The sequence below is a fragment of the Rhodococcus ruber NBRC 15591 genome (assembly GCF_001894945.1).
Taxonomy (GTDB): domain Bacteria; phylum Actinomycetota; class Actinomycetes; order Mycobacteriales; family Mycobacteriaceae; genus Rhodococcus; species Rhodococcus ruber.
In genome coordinates this window covers 16,590-31,690 of the sequence record NZ_BCXE01000045.1, presented here as the reverse complement: position 1 = coordinate 31,690, position 15,101 = coordinate 16,590, and the positions used below count along the sequence as shown (strand labels likewise).

Sequence of the window (15,101 nt, the reverse complement as noted above, 5' to 3'; positions counted from 1 at the left end):
CTCTTGCGTAGAGAACCATCGTTCTCTACGCTACACCCCGTACTGGAGAACGATCGTTCTCCGACCGATCCGAGGAGGACTCATGTCCGCTTCCGCCGTCCGTCACCGCACCGAAACCATCGACGGGCTCGACGTCTCCTACCGCGAGGCCGGGGACCCGGGCGCCCCCGCACTCGTTCTGCTGCACGGCTTCCCGTCCAGCTCGCACATGTTCCGGCATCTGCTCGGCGAGCTCGCCGACGAGTATCACCTCGTCGCCCCCGACCACATCGGCTTCGGGCGATCGGCGATGCCCCCTGTCCACGAGTTCGACTACAGCTTCGACCGTCTCGCGCAGGTCACCGCCGCGCTGCTCGACCGGATCGGGCTGACCCGCTTCGCCCTCTACCTCCACGACTACGGCGCCCCGATCGGCCTGCGGATCGCGGCCGGGAACCCCGAGCGCGTCACCGCGCTGATCACCCAGAGCGGCAACGCCTACCGCGAAGGGTTCACCCCGTTCTGGGAGCCCCTCTTCGCCCATGCGCAGGACCGCACCGCCCACGAACCCGCCGTCCGTGCCCTCCTCGAGCCGGAGGCGACCCGGTGGCAGTACGTCCACGGCGTGCCCGAGGACCGCCTCGACCGGGTCGCCCCGGAAGCCTGGCTGCTCGACCAGATGGGCCTCGATCGACCCGGCAACAAGGAGATCCAGCTCCAGTTGTTCTGGGACTACCAGTTCAACCTCGACGCGTACCCGGCGTTCCAGGAGTACTTCCGCGCCTGGCGGCCGCCGACCCTGGTGACGTGGGGTCGGGGCGACGAAATCTTCGGTCCCGCGGGTGCGGAAGCATTCGCCCGCGACCTCCCCGATGCGGAGATCCACCTGCTCGACGCAGGCCACTTCGCCCTCGAGACGCACGGGCCGGAGATCGCGAACCTCGTCCGCGGATTCCTGGGACGCACTCTGCCCGGACGCACCCCCGAGGCGGAAGGAGCCTGGTCGGATGCCCGCGCTGCTCGATGATGCACCGGACGGGTCCGGCCGTGCTCTGGCGGCCGCCCTCGCGCCGGGGGCGGTCGCGCTCGGCGCGGCCGGCGCGCTCGCCGCCCTCGAGAATTTCGCACACTGGGCGGTGTTCGGGCTGCCGTACGTCGCGTCCGCAGCCCTCATCGCTCTCGCACCCGGCACCCCGGCCGCCCGGCCCGGAGCGATCGTGCGCGCCTACCCCGCGGCCGCGGCCGCGGCGCTCGTCGTCGCGGCCGTTGCCGGTCCGTCGCAGGCCGGAGCCGCCGTCTCGGCGGGCCTCGCGGTCGTCGCCATGGCGCTGCTGCGGGCGCCGCACGTGCCCGCCGCCGTGTGTGCCGGCGCGATCGGGCTCACTGACCCGGGGATCGGCTACGTGGGAACCACGCTGGTCCCGGCGCTCCTCGTCGTCCTCGGCGTCGCGACCGTGGCCGGGCGGGTACTGCCCGGATTCGTCTATCCGGCGCGGGTCGCCCCTGCCGCCTGACCGGGACGGTCGCCGTCGCTGTGCGCACATGCTCGCTTCGAGGTATGGGACCGCGCCGCCGTGGGTATACACCGGATGCGTCCGACCGAGGACGCATCGAAATTCGAGGAGGAGGATGCACTCGCGACACGCCTCTCAGGCGTTCACATCGACCGGGATGTTCTACCGTGGGGTCCGCGCCGAGCCGGGCCAGGTGACGATGCTCCGGCAGGCCCTGGACCGGTGGCTGGACCGCCTCCACCTCGAGGCCGAACTCGGACAGGACGTGCTGCTCGCCAGCTACGAAGCGCTGGCCAACGTCGTCGAGCACGCGTACGCCGACGGACCCGGAGATCACCGCGGTGCGGTCGACCTGGAGGCCGTGTACCGACCCGACGAGCACTCCGTCGAGGTGGTCGTCACCGATCACGGCCGATGGCGGACCCCGGCGTCCGGCGACAGTTGCCGCGGCCATGGGCTCGCGCTGATCCGGACTCTGACGTCGCACACCGATGTCGTCTCCGTCCCCGACGGCACCTCGGTCTCGATGAGGTGGGACGTGGCGGATCACCCCGCGCTCGTCGCGGCACCGTGACCCGAGAGTGCGCGGCACCGTGACCCGAGAGTGCGCGGCACCGTGACCCGACAGTGCGCGGCACCGTGACCCGACAGTGACGGATCACCGGCTTCCGGAAGCGCCCCCCTGCGGCGCTGTCCGGAAGCCGGCGATCCGGTCGGAGACCACCGACGCCGGGAGAACGTCGGTGGTCAGCTTCTGGGGCCGCGCCGGCTCGACGCCCATCCCGGGCGCCGCCGGGTCGCGGCGGGTGTGCGGTCGACGCGTGTGTGGTCGTCCGCGAACATCGCGTCGATACGAGCCTTGATCTCGGCCGTGCTCATCGCCGAACCCGGGATGGTGCTCCGGTGGGCGAGGTGATCGGGGTGGTTCATCGGTTCCTTGCTCGGGTGGGCTCGGCAGAGCCGGTCGGATCGGGTGGTCAGGGGCGGATCATCAGGGCCGCGCCCGCGACCGTCGCGACCGTGAGGAGCGCCGCCAGGGCGCCGAGGGCGAGAGAATGGCTGATTGCGACGACGAGCCCGCACGAGAGGGTGCCCGCGCCGGCGACGATCGCCGGCACCGAGAGCAGCGGCGAGCCATCGGCGGGGGTGGCGGAAGGGGCGACGTGAACCATGGGTGTTCCTTCTTCGCGGATCGTGTCCAGGAGGTACACCGACGTGGAACGACGAGCAGCCGACGTGTCGCGGTGTTCTCCCGAGAACTTGTCCACACGATTCGTGGAGAGCGAGAGGGGGAGCACCGGGGGTCGGGGCGGCTCCGATTAGAGCGTCGCCGGGATCTGGGGCGGACGCTCTGTGTATCAGGATATGTCATGTGACCCGAACGGCGCCAGCCGATCACTGTGATGTATGTCACTATTTGTGGGTACTGATGAAGGGACCGCAGCGTGTTCGACCAGGACGAATTCATGGCGGTACTGTCTCGATTCGCGCGCCGGCTGCCCACCTCCTACGACGTCGGGGCAGCGCTCGACGAACTCGTCGACGGAGTGACCGGCGTTCTGGGCCTCCTCGGTTGCGGGGTGAGCCTGCAGTGCGAGGGCCGGCTGCAGTTCGTCACCGCGGCCGCGGAGGTGGTAGGGAAGATGGAACGCTGCCAGGAGGACACCGGCGTGGGACCGTGCCGGTACGCGTTCGATCGTGGGCAACCCATCGCGGTCGCCGACGTGCGGCAACGCCAGGACCTGTGGCCGGAGTTCGCAGAGAAGGCGCGCGAGTACGGGATCGCGGCGGTGGCCGGGATCCCGATGCAGCTCGCGGACGAGAAGATCGGCGCCCTCGACATGTACGCGGGCGAACCACGCGACTGGGCGGATCGTGAGATCGCGGCGGCGCAGGTGTGTGCCGACATGGCCACCGGTTACATCGTCAACGCCAACAAGCTTCGGCAGCACGAGCAGTTGAACGCGCAACTGCAGACCGCTCTCGATTCGCGCATCGTCATCGAACAGGCGAAGGGCGTCATCGCGCAGGCCCGGAAAATCACCCCGGACGAGGCGTTCCGGCTGATCCGCGGCCACGCCCGCAGGAATCAGGCGCCCGTGCGGTCGGTCGCCAAGGCCATCGTCGACGTAGGTCTGCGGGTCTGAATGCCGCGCCGCGGCGGCGGCGCCGGTTCTCACACCGGGCGGACGTTCTCCGCCTGAGGTCCCTTCACGCCCAGCCCGACCTCGAACTCCACGCGCTGGCCCTCCGTCAGCGAGCGGAAGCCCGTGCCGGCGATCTCCGAGTAGTGGACGAAGATGTCGGGACCACCTCCGTCCTGGGCGATGAACCCGAACCCCTTCTCCTCGTCGAACCACTTGACGATGCCCTGTGGCATATCCGAAAGCCCCCTGTCCCTGCGGCCTTCGAATCCGGCCGCTGCGCCTGCTTCGATGCTGCCGCGAAACAGCCGGAAATTCCGGGAATCCCGGGAACGTATCGGGAACCGACGCGTCGCGGCTCGGTCAGCCGCGCAGCCGGGTGAGCGCCTTGCGCACCACCTCGGGGTCCGCGGTCTCCCAGAACGGTGGCAGCGACGCGCGCAGGTATCCGCCGTACCGGGCGGTCGCCAGGCGGGGATCGAGCACCGCCACGACCCCCCGGTCATCCGTGCTGCGCAGCAGCCGCCCGACGCCCTGCGCGAGCAGCAACGCCGCATGGGTGGCCGCCACCGACAGGAAGCCGTTGCCCCCGCGCGCCTCCACGGCCCGTTGCCGCGCCACCAGCAGCGGGTCGTCCGGCCGCGGGAACGGAATCCGGTCCAGGATCACGAGCGAGAGCGACGGCCCCGGGACGTCCACGCCCTGCCACAGCGACAGAGTCCCGAACAGTGACGTCGGTTCGTCGGCCGCGAACTTGTCCACCAAGGCGCCGGTTGCGTCCTCGCCCTGGCACAGGACGGGTGTGTCCAGACGCTCCCGCATCGCCTCCGCGGCCGCCTTCGCGGCGCGCATCGACGAGAAGAGTCCGAGCGTGCGCCCGCCGGCCGCGGCGACCAGCTCCGCGATCTCGTCCAGGTACGCGGGGGAGAGCCCGTCGCGGCCCGGCGGCGGCAGGTGCCTGGCGACGTACAGGATGCCGGACTTGGCGTGGTCGAACGGTGATCCCACATCCAGGGAGTTCCACCGCAGGTCCCCGTCGTCGGACGGCGGTTCGGTCCCCGACGCTGCGCCCGTGTCGCTGCGGGCCGGAGACTCCGGGGGCAGCCCCCAGTTGACGGCGAGCGCGTCGAACGAACCGCCGACCGTCAACGTCGCCGAGGTCAGCACGACCGTCGCCTCGGCGAACAGCCGGGAGCGCAGCAGTCCGCCGACGGACAGCGGCGCCATCCGCACCGTGTGCCGAGTGTTGCCGCGGAACTCGTCGGCGGCATGCCAGACGACGTCCCGACGCGCGGCGGGATCGGTCTCCTCGAAGGCGGTCAGCACCCGCACCGCGCAGTCGTGCACCTCGTCGACGTCCGCGAGCGCCTGGTTGCGGGCGGCGGCGGCCTCGGCGTCGAGCCCCGGCTTGGGCGGACCCAGTGCGGTGCGCACGGCCCACGCCGCGTCCCGGATCGCGGCCAGCGCCGCGCCCGCACCGTCGGGCAACTCGTCCCACCGTCCCGGCGGCAGCTCCTCGAGCAGCGCCTCCCAGTTCTCCGCGGCCCCCTCGAGACGGTCCACGTCCGCGTCCTCGACCAATTTCACGCAGCGCCGCGCAGCTGCCGAGACGGTGCCGCCGGACAATTCGGCCGTCGCGACGCCGGTGACGCGGTCCACGAGTTCGTGCGCCTCGTCGACCACCACCACGTCGTGCTCGGGGAGGATCGACAGCCCGCTGATCGCGTCGATCGCCAGCAGGGCGTGGTTGGTGACGACCACGTCGACCTGCCCGGCCTCGGCCCGGGCGATCTCCGCGAAGCAGTCCTCACCGACCGGGCACCGCGACTTGCCCAGGCACTCGCGTGCGCTCACACTCACCTGACGCCACGCCTGGTCCGACACGCCCGGCACGAGGTCGTCGCGGTCGCCGGTGTCGGTCGTCGACGACCACTCCGTGACCCGCCGCACCTCCCGGCCGATCCGCGACAGCGCGAACGCATCGAACAGCTGGTCGTCGGCCGGGGGCTCCTCCGCCAGACCGGTGTGAATCTTGTTCAGGCACAGGTAGTTACCGCGGCCCTTGAGAATCGCGAACCGGGGACGCCGACCCAGCGCCGTCGCCAGCGCGTCGGCCAATCGCGGCAGGTCCCGGTCCACCAGCTGACGCTGCAGCGCGATCGTCGCGGTGGAGACCACCACGGTCCGGCCCGTCTGCACCGCATACCGCACCGCCGGCACGAGATAGGCCAGCGACTTACCGGTGCCGGTGCCGGCCTGGACGGCCAGGTGCTCACCGGTGTCCAGCGAATGCGCCACGGCCGACGCCATCGTCAGCTGGTTGCGCCGTTCCTTGCCGCCCAGCGCGTGCACCGCGGTGCGCAGCAGGTCGGGCACATTCGGGAGTTCGGGCACCGCGCCAGGGTACTGGGCACCACCGTCAGCTTCGCGGGCCGACCTGTCCGACCAGGTCCACACCCGCCGCCTGGAGCGACGAGAGGGCCGACTCGACGGTCGTCGCGCTCACCCCCGCGGTGTACGGCAGCAGCACCCGGGTCTCGAACCCCGCGGCCGCCGCATCGAGCGCGGTCGCCCGCACGCAGTGATCGGTCGCGATGCCCACGATGTCGACTTCGGTGACGCCGTGCCGGCGCAACCACTCGTCGAGCGACTCACCCGTGTCGTGACTGCCCTCGAAGCCCGAGTACGCGGCCTCGAACCTCCCCTTGGAGAAGACCGCCTCCACGCGGGCGGTGTCGAGCGCCGGATGGAACTCCGCACCCGGCGTTCCCACGCGGCAGTGCGGTGGCCACGAGTCGACGAAGTCCGGCTCGTCGGAGAAGTGCGCACCCGGATCGACGTGGTGATCCCGGGTGGCGACCACGTGCGCGTAGTCCCGCGCGTGCGCCGTCAGATACCGGCTGATATCGGCGGCGACCGCGGCACCGCCGGCCACGGCCAGCGACCCGCCCTCGCAGAAGTCGTTCTGTACGTCGACGACGATCAACGCCCGCGACATCGTCCTCACCTCACGAATCGGGTCGGCACCGCCGCGTCACCCGCCGACAGGGTCAGACCCTCCCAGGGAAGACTGATCAGCCCGTGGGCGAGCAACGCCCGGCTCTCCTCCAGCGTAGCCACGTCGTCGACGCGCTCGCCGTCACAGATCAGAGGAACCATCAGCTCGTGCACCACCTCGCCGTCGCCCTCCGGGACCGGGGCGTCCGCCGGGTAGATCACCTCTTCCACCAACGTGCCGGTCGGGCGCGCGAACCGCACCGCCCGCTTGGCGCCGCCCCGGGACTCCTTGTGGGCACTGCGCTTCTCCACCGGAATGCCGTCGACCTCGACCAGCTTGTAGACCATCCCGGCCGTCGGCGCGCCCGACCCGGTCACCAGCGACGTACCCACGCCGTACACGTCGACCGGCTCGGCGCGCAGACCCGCGATCGCGTACTCGTCCAGGTCACCCGACAACACGATCTTCGTGTTCGTCGCGCCCAGCTCGTCGAGCTGATCGCGCACCTGCCGGGCCAGCACGCCGAGATCACCCGAATCGATCCGGACGGCCCCGAGGCCGGTGCCGGCCACCTCGACGGCCGTGCGCACCCCGTTGGTGATGTCGTACGTGTCCACCAGGAGCGTGGTTCCCACCCCGAGCGTCTCGACCTGACTGCGGAACGCCGCCGCCTCGTCGCGACCCGCACCCGTCGTGTGCACCAACGTGAACGCGTGCGCCGCAGTACCCGTGCCCGGCACCCCGTACCGGCGTACCGCCTCGAGATTCGACGTCGCATCGAAGCCCGCCAGATACGCGGCCCGCGCACACGCGACCGCCGCCTCCTCGTGGGTGCGGCGCGACCCCATCTCGATCAGTGTGCGGCCGTCCGCGGCGCTGACCATCCGGGCCGCCGCCGAGGCCACCGCGCTGTCGTGGTTGAGGATCGACAGGATCAACGTCTCGAGCAGCACGCACTCGGCGAACGTGCCGCGCACCGCGAGCACCGGCGAACCGGGAAAGTAGAAGTCGCCCTCGCGGTAGCCCTCGATGTCGCCGGAGAACCGGTAGTCCCGCAGCCACTCCACGGTCGACGCGTCGAGGAATCGTCCCGCGACCGCGAGTTCCGCCTCGCCGAAGCGGAACGTCCCGAGCGCATCGATCAGCCGGCCGGTCCCACCGACCACGCCGTACCGGCGCCCGGGCGGCAGACGCCTCGCGAACACCTCGAACGTGCAAGGGCGGGAACCGGTGCCGTCCGCAAGGGCAGCCTCGAGCATCGTCAGCTCGTAGACGTCCGTGAACAGGGCGGTGCTCGCCGTCGCGGTCGGTCGGAGAAGGGAATCGGGCACCCGATCACTGTAGAGGGGCACGGTGGGATGCCGCTGTATCGGCAGGCGCGGACGCCGTACCCTGGAGCCATGGCGATGTGTTCCTCGACAAGCCCGTTCGACACCGCCCCCACGGATCCGTCCGACGCAGTCATCGTGGCTTCGTTCCCCACGGTCACCCTGGCGGCAGGGCAGGCAATGCCGGCGGAAGCCGAAGCCGTCGAGGAGATCGAAGCCGTCGACCGGCCCTGGGTCACCGTCGTGTGGGACGACCCGGTCAACCTGATGCACTACGTGGCGTACATCTTCCAGAAGCTGTTCGGGTACAGCAAGGCCAAAGCCACCGAACTGATGCTCAAGGTGCACAACGAAGGCAAGGCGGTCGTCTCGAGCGGTTCGCGTGACAAGATGGAACACGACGTGCAACGCCTGCACGCCGCGGGGCTGTGGGCGACGATGCAGCGGGCCGAGTGACCGGCCGCCCGTTCGCCGACAATTCCGACCGCGGAGCCAGGAGGAGCCGACCGACGTGCGGCAGTGGAGCAGGAAGAACTCGCTCGGAGGCGTGAAGCTGCGATCCGAGATGGACGCACACGAGGCGTCGGTGCTGCGTTCGCTCGTCGCATCCGTACTCGGCATGCTCGAAGAACGCGCCGCCGGCGCACCCCAGGACGACCTCGCCGCGCTCACCGGCCTGCGCACCGGCAACTCCGCCCCGCCGGACGTCCCCGCCCTGCGACGGTTGCTGCCCGACTTCCACCGGCCCGACGCCGACGCCACCGTGCATCCCGACGACGAATCGGCCGACCTCAACGGCGCCCTGCGCAGCCTGCACGAACCCGACATCATCGACGCCAAGCTCGCCGCCGGAGCCGTCATCCTGCGCACCGTCCCCGAATCGGGCGGGAAGGTGGTGCTCACCCCCGAACAGGCCGATGCCTGGCTGTACGGGCTCAACGACCTGCGGCTCGCGCTCGGCACCACCCTCGGCATCGACGACGACACCCCCGAGGCGCTCGACGAAGACGACCCGCGTGCCCCCCACCTCGACGTCTACCACTGGCTGACCTGGATGCAGGACTCCCTCGTCCAGGCGCTGATGCCGTGACGGCCGCGCCCGGACCCACCGACTCGCTCACCGACGTCGCCGGCATCCGCGTGGGGCACTGGCACGCCCTCGACGCCGAGGTCACCCTCGGCTCCGACGACACCTACGGCACGGGACGGGCCACCGGATGCACCGTCGTCGTCCCCGACCGCGCCGTCACGGCCGCCGTCGACGTCCGCGGCGGCGGTCCCGGCACCCGGGAAACCGACCTGCTCGACCCCAGCCACTCCGTGCAGCGCGTCGACGCCGTGCTCCTCACCGGCGGCAGCGCCTACGGTCTCGCCGCCGCCGACGGCGTGATGCGGTGGCTCGAGGAACAGGGACGCGGCATCGCGATGGGGCCGCCGGGCGCCGTCGTGCCCATCGTGCCCGGCGCAGTCGTCTTCGACCTGCCCGTGGGGGCATGGACCGCCCGCCCCACCGCCGACAGCGGATACCGGGCCGCCGCGGCGGCCGGCACGACCGTCGCGCGCGGCACCGTCGGCGCCGGGGTCGGTGCACGCGCCGGCACCCTCAAGGGCGGCATCGGCACCGCGAGCCTGACCCTGACCGACGGCCCCGCCGCCGGCGTCACCGTCGCCGCCCTCGTCGTCGCCAACCCCGTCGGGGCCGTGTTCGATCCCGAGACGGGCCTGCCGTGGGGCCTCGGGCCCACCCGGGCCGCCCGGCTCGGACTCGTCGCCCCGGCCGCCACCGAGATCGCCGCCGCCAACGCCCTCACACCGAAGGGCACCGCCCTCAACACCACCATCGGCGTCGTCGCCACCGATGCCGACCTGACCGCCGCCGCCTGCCGCCGCGTCGCCGTCGCCGGGCACGATGGACTCGCGCGGGCCGTCCGCCCCGCGCACTCGCCGCTCGACGGCGACACCCTCTTCGCCCTGGCCACCGGGACCGCGACGGTGCCCGCGCCGGCGCGCCCGATCCCCGACGCCTTCGCCCCCGAACTACCCGTGCTGGCCGCCGTGTGCGAGGTGGCCGCCGAGGTCGTCCAGCATGCCGTCGTCGACGCGGTGCTGCACGCGACCGCGGTCGCGGGCATCCCCGCCTACCGCGACCTGTTCCCGTCCGCCTTCACGACCGGGGGCGCCACGTCGCGCTGACGGGCTCAGCCCGGCGCACCCTCCGGCACACGCTTCATCTGGTCACCGCAACAGATCTCCGAATGCGCCATCTCCTCGTTGCACGGGCACGACTTCTCGTAGACGAGCTGCGCACCGCACTTCTCGCAGGCGTAGCGATCTCCGACGCTTCTGGGCACGACTGCCTCCCCGGGTGGACGGTGAGTTCCACGGTAGCCACCGCACCGCCGGAATACTGCGCTTTCCCGGGGCTCGCGCCCGGTGCCGAGCGGGGCGCACGCCGGTAGGCTCGAAGGCCAGGAACACCACGCAGGACACACGCGAAGGGCGAGCGCATGACCGTACCCGACGGTTCCCGTCCCGGGCTCCGGCCCGTCTGGCAGCGCGCCGCGCTCCTGATCGCCGGATTCGTCGCCCTGCTCTACGCAATCGAGGCCGTCGACGCCGCCGCGCCCGCCGAACTCGACTCCGCGGGCATCGAACCGAGAAGCGCCGACGGACTGTGGGGAGTGGTGTTCGCCCCCGTGCTCCACGCCGACTGGGCGCACCTGAGCGCCAACACCATTCCGCTGCTCGTGCTCGGATTCCTCGTGCTCGTCTCCGGGATCGGCCGCGGTCTGGCCGCCACCGCGATCATCTGGATCGTCGGGGGACTCGGTACCTGGCTCACCGCCGGTGCCGGCTTCGTGCACATCGGTGCGTCGATCCTCGTCTTCGGCTGGCTCACCTACCTGATCACGCGCGGCATCTTCACCCGGCAGGCGAACCAGATCGTCATCGGCGTGATCGTGCTGTTCGTCTACGGCAGCATCCTGTGGGGCGTGCTGCCCAGCGACCCGCGGGTCTCCTGGCAGGGACACCTCTTCGGCGCCGTGGGCGGCGTTCTGGCCGCGTGGCTGCTCTCCGCCGACGAGCGTCGCCGGCGGCGTTCGCCGGCCGTGCCGACCTCGCCGTACCGGTGAGACGCACCCCCTCCCGGCAACTGACCGATCGGTAGGATCACAGCGTCGGCGCGACTGTGACATCTCTCGATCAATACCCGTGTTGGCTTCGTCGCAACCACAGGGACGTGGCAGCATGAGCCCCATGCGCATGACCGTCCTGGGGTGTTCCGGCAGCGTGGCCGGTCCGGATTCCGCCGCGTCGGGCTACCTGATCACCGCCCCGGGCACCCCGCCCCTGGTGATCGACTTCGGCCCCGGGGTCCTCGGGGCATTGCAGCGGTACGCCGATCCCGGCGAGGTCTCGCTGTTGCTCTCGCACCTGCACGCCGACCACTGCCTCGACATCCCGGGCCTGCTCGTCTGGCGGCGCTACTCCCCGAACCGCCCCACCGGACGCACCCTCGTCTACGGCCCCTCGGACACCAGCGTCCGCATCGGAGCCGCCTCCGCCGAGATCGCCGGCGAGATGGACGACGTCAGCGACACCCTGGACGTGCGTCCCCTCGCCGACGGAGAAGCCTTCCGCTTCGGCGCACTCACCATCCGCCCCGGCCGGGTCGACCACCCGCCCGAGGCCTACGGATTCCGCATCACCAGCGACTCCGGACGCACCGTCGTCTACACCGGCGACACCGGCATGTGCGACGAGGTCGTCGACCTCGCGCGCGGTGCCGACGTCCTGCTGTCCGAAGCCTCCTGGACCCATGCGCCCGACGACCGGCCCGGCGGCATCCACCTCTCCGGCACCGAAGCCGGCCTGGTCGCCGCGCGTGCCGGGGTGGGGGAGTTGCTGCTCACCCACATCCCGCCGTGGACCTCGCGCGAGGACGTCATCGCCGAAGCCAAGGAGCAGTATTCCGGGCCCGTCCACGCGGTGTCCGCCGGGGACGTCTACCGCATCTAATAGGCTCGTCCGGGTGACCACACGAGAAGACGGCAGAGCGGACGACGAACTCCGCCCCATCCGGATCACCCGAGGATTCACCAACCACCCCGCGGGCTCGGTGCTCGTGGAATTCGGCCAGACCCGCGTCATGTGCACGGCCAGCGTCGAAGAAGGCGTACCGCGCTGGCGCAAGGGTTCCGGTCTCGGCTGGCTCACCGCCGAATACGCGATGCTCCCCGCCGCCACACACACCCGCAGCGGCCGCGAATCCGTCAAAGGCAAGCTCGGCGGGCGCACCCAGGAGATCAGCCGCCTCGTCGGCCGCGCCCTGCGCGCCTGCATCGACCTCGCCGCGCTCGGCGAGAACACCATCGCCATCGACTGCGACGTCCTGCAGGCCGACGGCGGCACCCGCACCGCCGCCATCACCGGCGCCTACGTCGCGCTCGCCGACGCCGTCACGTGGCTCAGCGCCGCGGGCCGCCTCACCGATCCGCAGCCCATCTCGTGTGCCATCGCCGCCGTGAGCGTCGGCGTCGTCGACGGCCGCGTCCGTCTCGACCTGCCCTACGAGGAGGACGTGCGTGCCGAGGTCGATATGAACGTCATCGCCACCGACACCGGCACCCTCGTCGAGGTCCAGGGCACCGGGGAAGGTGCGACGTTCGCCCGCTCCACCCTCGACAAGATGCTCGACTCCGCGCTCGCCGGCATCGCCGAACTGTGCGAGATCCAGAAGCAGGCGCTCGAAGCGCCCTACCCGGGCACGCTCCCGCAGCCCGTGACACCCGAGCGCACCCGGAAGAAGTTCGGTGTCTGAGATGGTGCGGGTGCTCGTGGCGAGTCGCAACGCGAAGAAGCTGCGCGAGCTGCAGCGCGTCCTCGACTCCGCCGGGATCGCCGGGATCGACCTCGTCGGCCTCGACGCGGTGCCGCCCTACGACGAGGCGCCCGAGACCGGCGCGACGTTCGAGGAGAACGCGGCCGCCAAGGCGCGCGACGGCGCAGCCGCGACCGGAATGGCTTGCGTCGCAGACGATTCCGGTCTCGAAGTCGATGCCCTCAACGCGATGCCCGGGGTGCTGTCCGCGCGCTGGTCGGGACGGCACGGCGACGACCACGCCAACACCGAACTGCTGCTCGGGCAGCTGCAGGACGTCCCCGACGAGCGACGCGGGGCGGCGTTCGTCTCCGCCTGCGCCCTCGCCGTCCCCGGTGACGACGGCGAGATCGCGGTGCACGTCGTGCGCGGGGAGTGGCGCGGCACCATCGTCCACAGCCCCCGAGGCGCCAACGGGTTCGGCTACGACCCGGTGTTCCGGCCGGAAGGCGAGGACCGCACCGCGGCCGAACTCAGCGCCGAGGAGAAGGACGCGTCGTCGCACCGCGGGCGGGCGCTGGCACAGCTCGTGCCGGACCTCGCCGCGCTCGCGCGCTAGACCGCCGCACCGAGCCGAGGATTCGAGCGCTGAGGATTCGAAGGCTGGGATTCGAGGGCTGGGGATTCGAGCGGATAAACGGAATCCGCCCACGCCGTGGCGTGGGCGGATTCCGGTCGATCGCGTGGATGTGGGCCGGCGTCAGACGCCGAAATCGGCCTTGACCTGTTTCGTGCGCTGGTGCTCGACGAAGAACGACAGGAACGGGATCGTCCCGGCGAGGAGGGTGCCGATCGTGCGGCCCGCGGGCCAGCGCACCTTGATCGCCAGGTCGAGCGTGAGCACGAGATACACCGCGTAGACCCAGCCGTGGACCACGGCGATCCAGCCGGGAACGTTCTCGACCTTCAGGATGTACTTCGCGACCATCTCGCCGGTGAGCACGAGCAGCCACACGCCGGTGATCCACGCGAGCGCGCGATACCGGGTCAGGGCCGAGGCGATCTTCTTCTGGTCGGCTTCCGGGCGGGACTGCGGCGTGGTCGAACCGCTCGTCTGGTCGGGTGCCTGCTCGGGGGTCGTGCTCACTGAGCGCTCCTATCGGACCTGCGCGCCAGCTGCGCGAGGTAATCGTTGTACTCCAGCATCTGCCGGGCCTCCGGGTCGTCCGGATCGACGTCCGCGTTCGGATCGAACTGCACGCGGGGCCGCTGGGGGAGGAGATCCTCGGGAATCTCGGTGGGTTCCTTCGGTTCCGACGCGCGCGGCGCCCCCGTGGCCTGACTCTCGGCGTCCTCGGACTCGAGCTTCACGAACCGGCGGTAGGCGTAGACACAGAAGAAGGCGAACGCGGGCCACTGGAGTGCGTAGCCGAGGTTCTGGAACGTGCCGCCCACGGCCTCGAACCGGGTCCACTGCCAGAAGCCCAGACCGAGACAACCGGCCGCGGCCACCGTCACCAGTACGACGAGGGCAAGGCGACGCGGCGGACGGTTCTCGGACACGTCATCAAAAGTACCCGAGCGGCCCCTCGACCTGCCAAGAGCGGTCGAGGGCCGTGGGAGAGGTCACGTGGTGCGCGAGGGGGGACTTGAACCCCCACGTCCGAAGACACGGCGTCCTAAGCGCCGCGCGTCTGCCTGTTCCGCCACTCGCGCGTACCAGCGTCACTTTACGCGATCACATCGGTGCTTCTTCGCTCGACCTAGGGGGCTCCGAAGCGCTTTCTCGCGGCCCACGTCGGGGTTTGACTATGGCAGTTGGGGCACAGGAATCGGATGTTCTCCGGACGGGAGTCGTTCGGATTCCCATCGATGTGATCGACATGGAGCGTGATCGGATAATCGCACCACTGATCCCCGAGGCCGCATCTCTCGCACTTGTACGCGCGGCCGGACTCGACGAGGGCGCGGCGGAGTAGAGGCGGTTTCTGTCGGGGAGCGTCAATCGGTTTGCGGACCAGGACTTCTTTCCATTCGAGACGGTTCAGTGCACGCCCACCCCTGGTGTGCGCCGATCCAGTGAAGTGGGACGTGTCGATGCCCAGCTTCTTGATCCGCCGGCTCAGGTGGTGGTGCGAACCCCCGCTCGGAACGAGACCGAGGTAGCGCATGACCCCCGCCACGCTCGTCGAGTTTCGGACCGCCTCCTCGAGGATTTCCAATGTGTACTTCGTCGACCGCCCCATCGCCCCCCCCTGGATCGAATGTGTGTTCGATACGAAGACTGTATCCGACGGTTCTGACAAACCGCGGAAA

At 70.8% G+C, this 15,101-nt stretch carries 21 protein-coding genes and 1 tRNA gene; 11 read left to right on the top strand and 11 right to left on the bottom strand.

Features of this window, described 5'->3' with window-relative positions; translation table 11 throughout:
- Nucleotides 1-82 precede the first annotated feature (82 nt).
- From RR3_RS24020 to RR3_RS24010, 3 genes are all read left to right on the top strand, one after another.
- Nucleotides 83-1,006 carry an alpha/beta fold hydrolase gene (locus tag RR3_RS24020; RefSeq protein WP_040271604.1) on the top strand — a complete coding sequence of 308 codons (924 nt, stop codon included), beginning with the start codon at nt 83-85 and terminating at the stop codon, nt 1,004-1,006.
- Complete coding sequence (locus tag RR3_RS24015) at nt 987-1,493, top strand: HPP family protein (protein ID WP_017681057.1); 507 nt, start codon at nt 987-989, stop codon at nt 1,491-1,493. The genes RR3_RS24020 and RR3_RS24015 overlap by 20 nt, the downstream gene beginning before the upstream one ends.
- A 115-nt stretch (nt 1,494-1,608) precedes the next feature.
- A complete protein-coding gene (locus RR3_RS24010; protein WP_010596748.1) occupies nt 1,609-2,067 on the top strand; it encodes an ATP-binding protein in 459 nt (152 codons plus the stop codon).
- A 173-nt stretch (nt 2,068-2,240) separates the two neighbouring features.
- Here RR3_RS24010 and RR3_RS24005 read toward each other — a convergent pair whose 3' ends face one another.
- Entirely contained in the window at nt 2,241-2,423 is a 183-nt protein-coding gene (locus RR3_RS24005) for a hypothetical protein (protein WP_040271606.1), read from the bottom strand.
- Between the two features lie 47 nt (nt 2,424-2,470).
- Entirely contained in the window at nt 2,471-2,665 is a 195-nt protein-coding gene (locus RR3_RS24000) for a hypothetical protein (RefSeq protein WP_225223441.1), read from the bottom strand.
- A 273-nt stretch (nt 2,666-2,938) separates the two neighbouring features.
- Here RR3_RS24000 and RR3_RS23995 point away from each other — a divergent pair, with 273 nt between their 5' ends.
- Complete coding sequence (locus RR3_RS23995) at nt 2,939-3,640, top strand: GAF and ANTAR domain-containing protein (protein ID WP_064066568.1); 702 nt, start codon at nt 2,939-2,941, stop codon at nt 3,638-3,640.
- 29 nt (nt 3,641-3,669) lie between these two features.
- Here RR3_RS23995 and RR3_RS23990 read toward each other — a convergent pair whose 3' ends face one another.
- The 4 genes from RR3_RS23990 to RR3_RS23975 all read right to left on the bottom strand — a co-directional run bounded on the left by RR3_RS23990 (nt 3,670) and on the right by RR3_RS23975 (nt 7,987).
- Entirely contained in the window at nt 3,670-3,873 is a 204-nt protein-coding gene (locus RR3_RS23990) for a cold-shock protein (RefSeq protein WP_064066569.1), read from the bottom strand.
- 127 nt (nt 3,874-4,000) lie between these two features.
- Nucleotides 4,001-6,031, bottom strand: a complete 2,031-nt coding sequence (locus RR3_RS23985; RefSeq protein WP_040271612.1) for an ATP-dependent DNA helicase — start codon at nt 6,029-6,031, stop codon at nt 4,001-4,003.
- Nucleotides 6,032-6,056: 25 nt separating this feature from the next.
- A complete protein-coding gene (locus RR3_RS23980; RefSeq protein ID WP_017681063.1) occupies nt 6,057-6,635 on the bottom strand; it encodes an isochorismatase family protein in 579 nt (192 codons plus the stop codon).
- A 5-nt stretch (nt 6,636-6,640) separates the two neighbouring features.
- Complete coding sequence (locus RR3_RS23975) at nt 6,641-7,987, bottom strand: nicotinate phosphoribosyltransferase (protein WP_017681064.1); 1,347 nt, start codon at nt 7,985-7,987, stop codon at nt 6,641-6,643.
- 48 nt (nt 7,988-8,035) lie between these two features.
- On the opposite strand from RR3_RS23975, the gene clpS reads away from it, so the two are divergent.
- From clpS to RR3_RS23960, 3 genes are read left to right on the top strand one after another with little or no spacing between them, the layout of a single operon-like run.
- A complete protein-coding gene (gene clpS, locus RR3_RS23970; RefSeq protein ID WP_017681065.1) occupies nt 8,036-8,419 on the top strand; it encodes an ATP-dependent Clp protease adapter ClpS in 384 nt (127 codons plus the stop codon).
- A gap of 55 nt (nt 8,420-8,474) precedes the next feature.
- Nucleotides 8,475-9,053 carry an oxidative stress transcriptional regulator AosR gene (aosR, locus tag RR3_RS23965; RefSeq protein ID WP_010596757.1) on the top strand — a complete coding sequence of 193 codons (579 nt, stop codon included), beginning with the start codon at nt 8,475-8,477 and terminating at the stop codon, nt 9,051-9,053.
- Nucleotides 9,050-10,156 carry a P1 family peptidase gene (locus tag RR3_RS23960; protein WP_040271615.1) on the top strand — a complete coding sequence of 369 codons (1,107 nt, stop codon included), beginning with the start codon at nt 9,050-9,052 and terminating at the stop codon, nt 10,154-10,156. The genes aosR and RR3_RS23960 overlap by 4 nt, the downstream gene beginning before the upstream one ends.
- A 5-nt stretch (nt 10,157-10,161) precedes the next feature.
- Here RR3_RS23960 and RR3_RS25020 read toward each other — a convergent pair whose 3' ends face one another.
- On the bottom strand, nt 10,162-10,314 hold the full coding sequence (locus tag RR3_RS25020) for a hypothetical protein (protein ID WP_010596760.1): 153 nt from the start codon (nt 10,312-10,314) through the stop codon (nt 10,162-10,164).
- A 156-nt stretch (nt 10,315-10,470) separates the two neighbouring features.
- On the opposite strand from RR3_RS25020, the gene RR3_RS23955 reads away from it, so the two are divergent.
- The 4 genes from RR3_RS23955 to rdgB all read left to right on the top strand — a co-directional run bounded on the left by RR3_RS23955 (nt 10,471) and on the right by rdgB (nt 13,404).
- On the top strand, nt 10,471-11,097 hold the full coding sequence (locus RR3_RS23955; protein ID WP_010596761.1) for a rhomboid family intramembrane serine protease: 627 nt from the start codon (nt 10,471-10,473) through the stop codon (nt 11,095-11,097).
- A 124-nt stretch (nt 11,098-11,221) separates the two neighbouring features.
- Nucleotides 11,222-11,983: a cyclic nucleotide-degrading phosphodiesterase gene (locus RR3_RS23950; protein WP_010596762.1), complete on the top strand. Its 762-nt coding sequence runs from the start codon at nt 11,222-11,224 to the stop codon at nt 11,981-11,983.
- A gap of 13 nt (nt 11,984-11,996) precedes the next feature.
- Complete coding sequence (gene rph, locus RR3_RS23945; protein WP_010596763.1) at nt 11,997-12,785, top strand: ribonuclease PH; 789 nt, start codon at nt 11,997-11,999, stop codon at nt 12,783-12,785.
- 1 nt (nt 12,786) lies between these two features.
- Nucleotides 12,787-13,404, top strand: coding sequence for an RdgB/HAM1 family non-canonical purine NTP pyrophosphatase (gene rdgB / locus RR3_RS23940; protein ID WP_064066570.1), 618 nt, complete (start codon nt 12,787-12,789; stop codon nt 13,402-13,404).
- A gap of 141 nt (nt 13,405-13,545) precedes the next feature.
- On the opposite strand, the gene RR3_RS23935 is transcribed toward rdgB, so the two are convergent.
- The 4 genes from RR3_RS23935 to RR3_RS23920 form a co-directional block, all read right to left on the bottom strand.
- Entirely contained in the window at nt 13,546-13,932 is a 387-nt protein-coding gene (locus RR3_RS23935; protein ID WP_064066571.1) for a DUF3817 domain-containing protein, read from the bottom strand.
- Nucleotides 13,929-14,348, bottom strand: a complete 420-nt coding sequence (locus RR3_RS23930; RefSeq protein ID WP_064066572.1) for a hypothetical protein — start codon at nt 14,346-14,348, stop codon at nt 13,929-13,931. Before RR3_RS23930 ends, RR3_RS23935 begins: the two co-directional genes overlap by 4 nt.
- A 68-nt stretch (nt 14,349-14,416) precedes the next feature.
- Nucleotides 14,417-14,501, bottom strand: a tRNA-Leu gene (locus tag RR3_RS23925).
- 47 nt (nt 14,502-14,548) lie between these two features.
- Nucleotides 14,549-15,031 carry an HNH endonuclease gene (locus RR3_RS23920; RefSeq protein ID WP_072786585.1) on the bottom strand — a complete coding sequence of 161 codons (483 nt, stop codon included), beginning with the start codon at nt 15,029-15,031 and terminating at the stop codon, nt 14,549-14,551.
- Nucleotides 15,032-15,101: the final 70 nt, after the last annotated feature.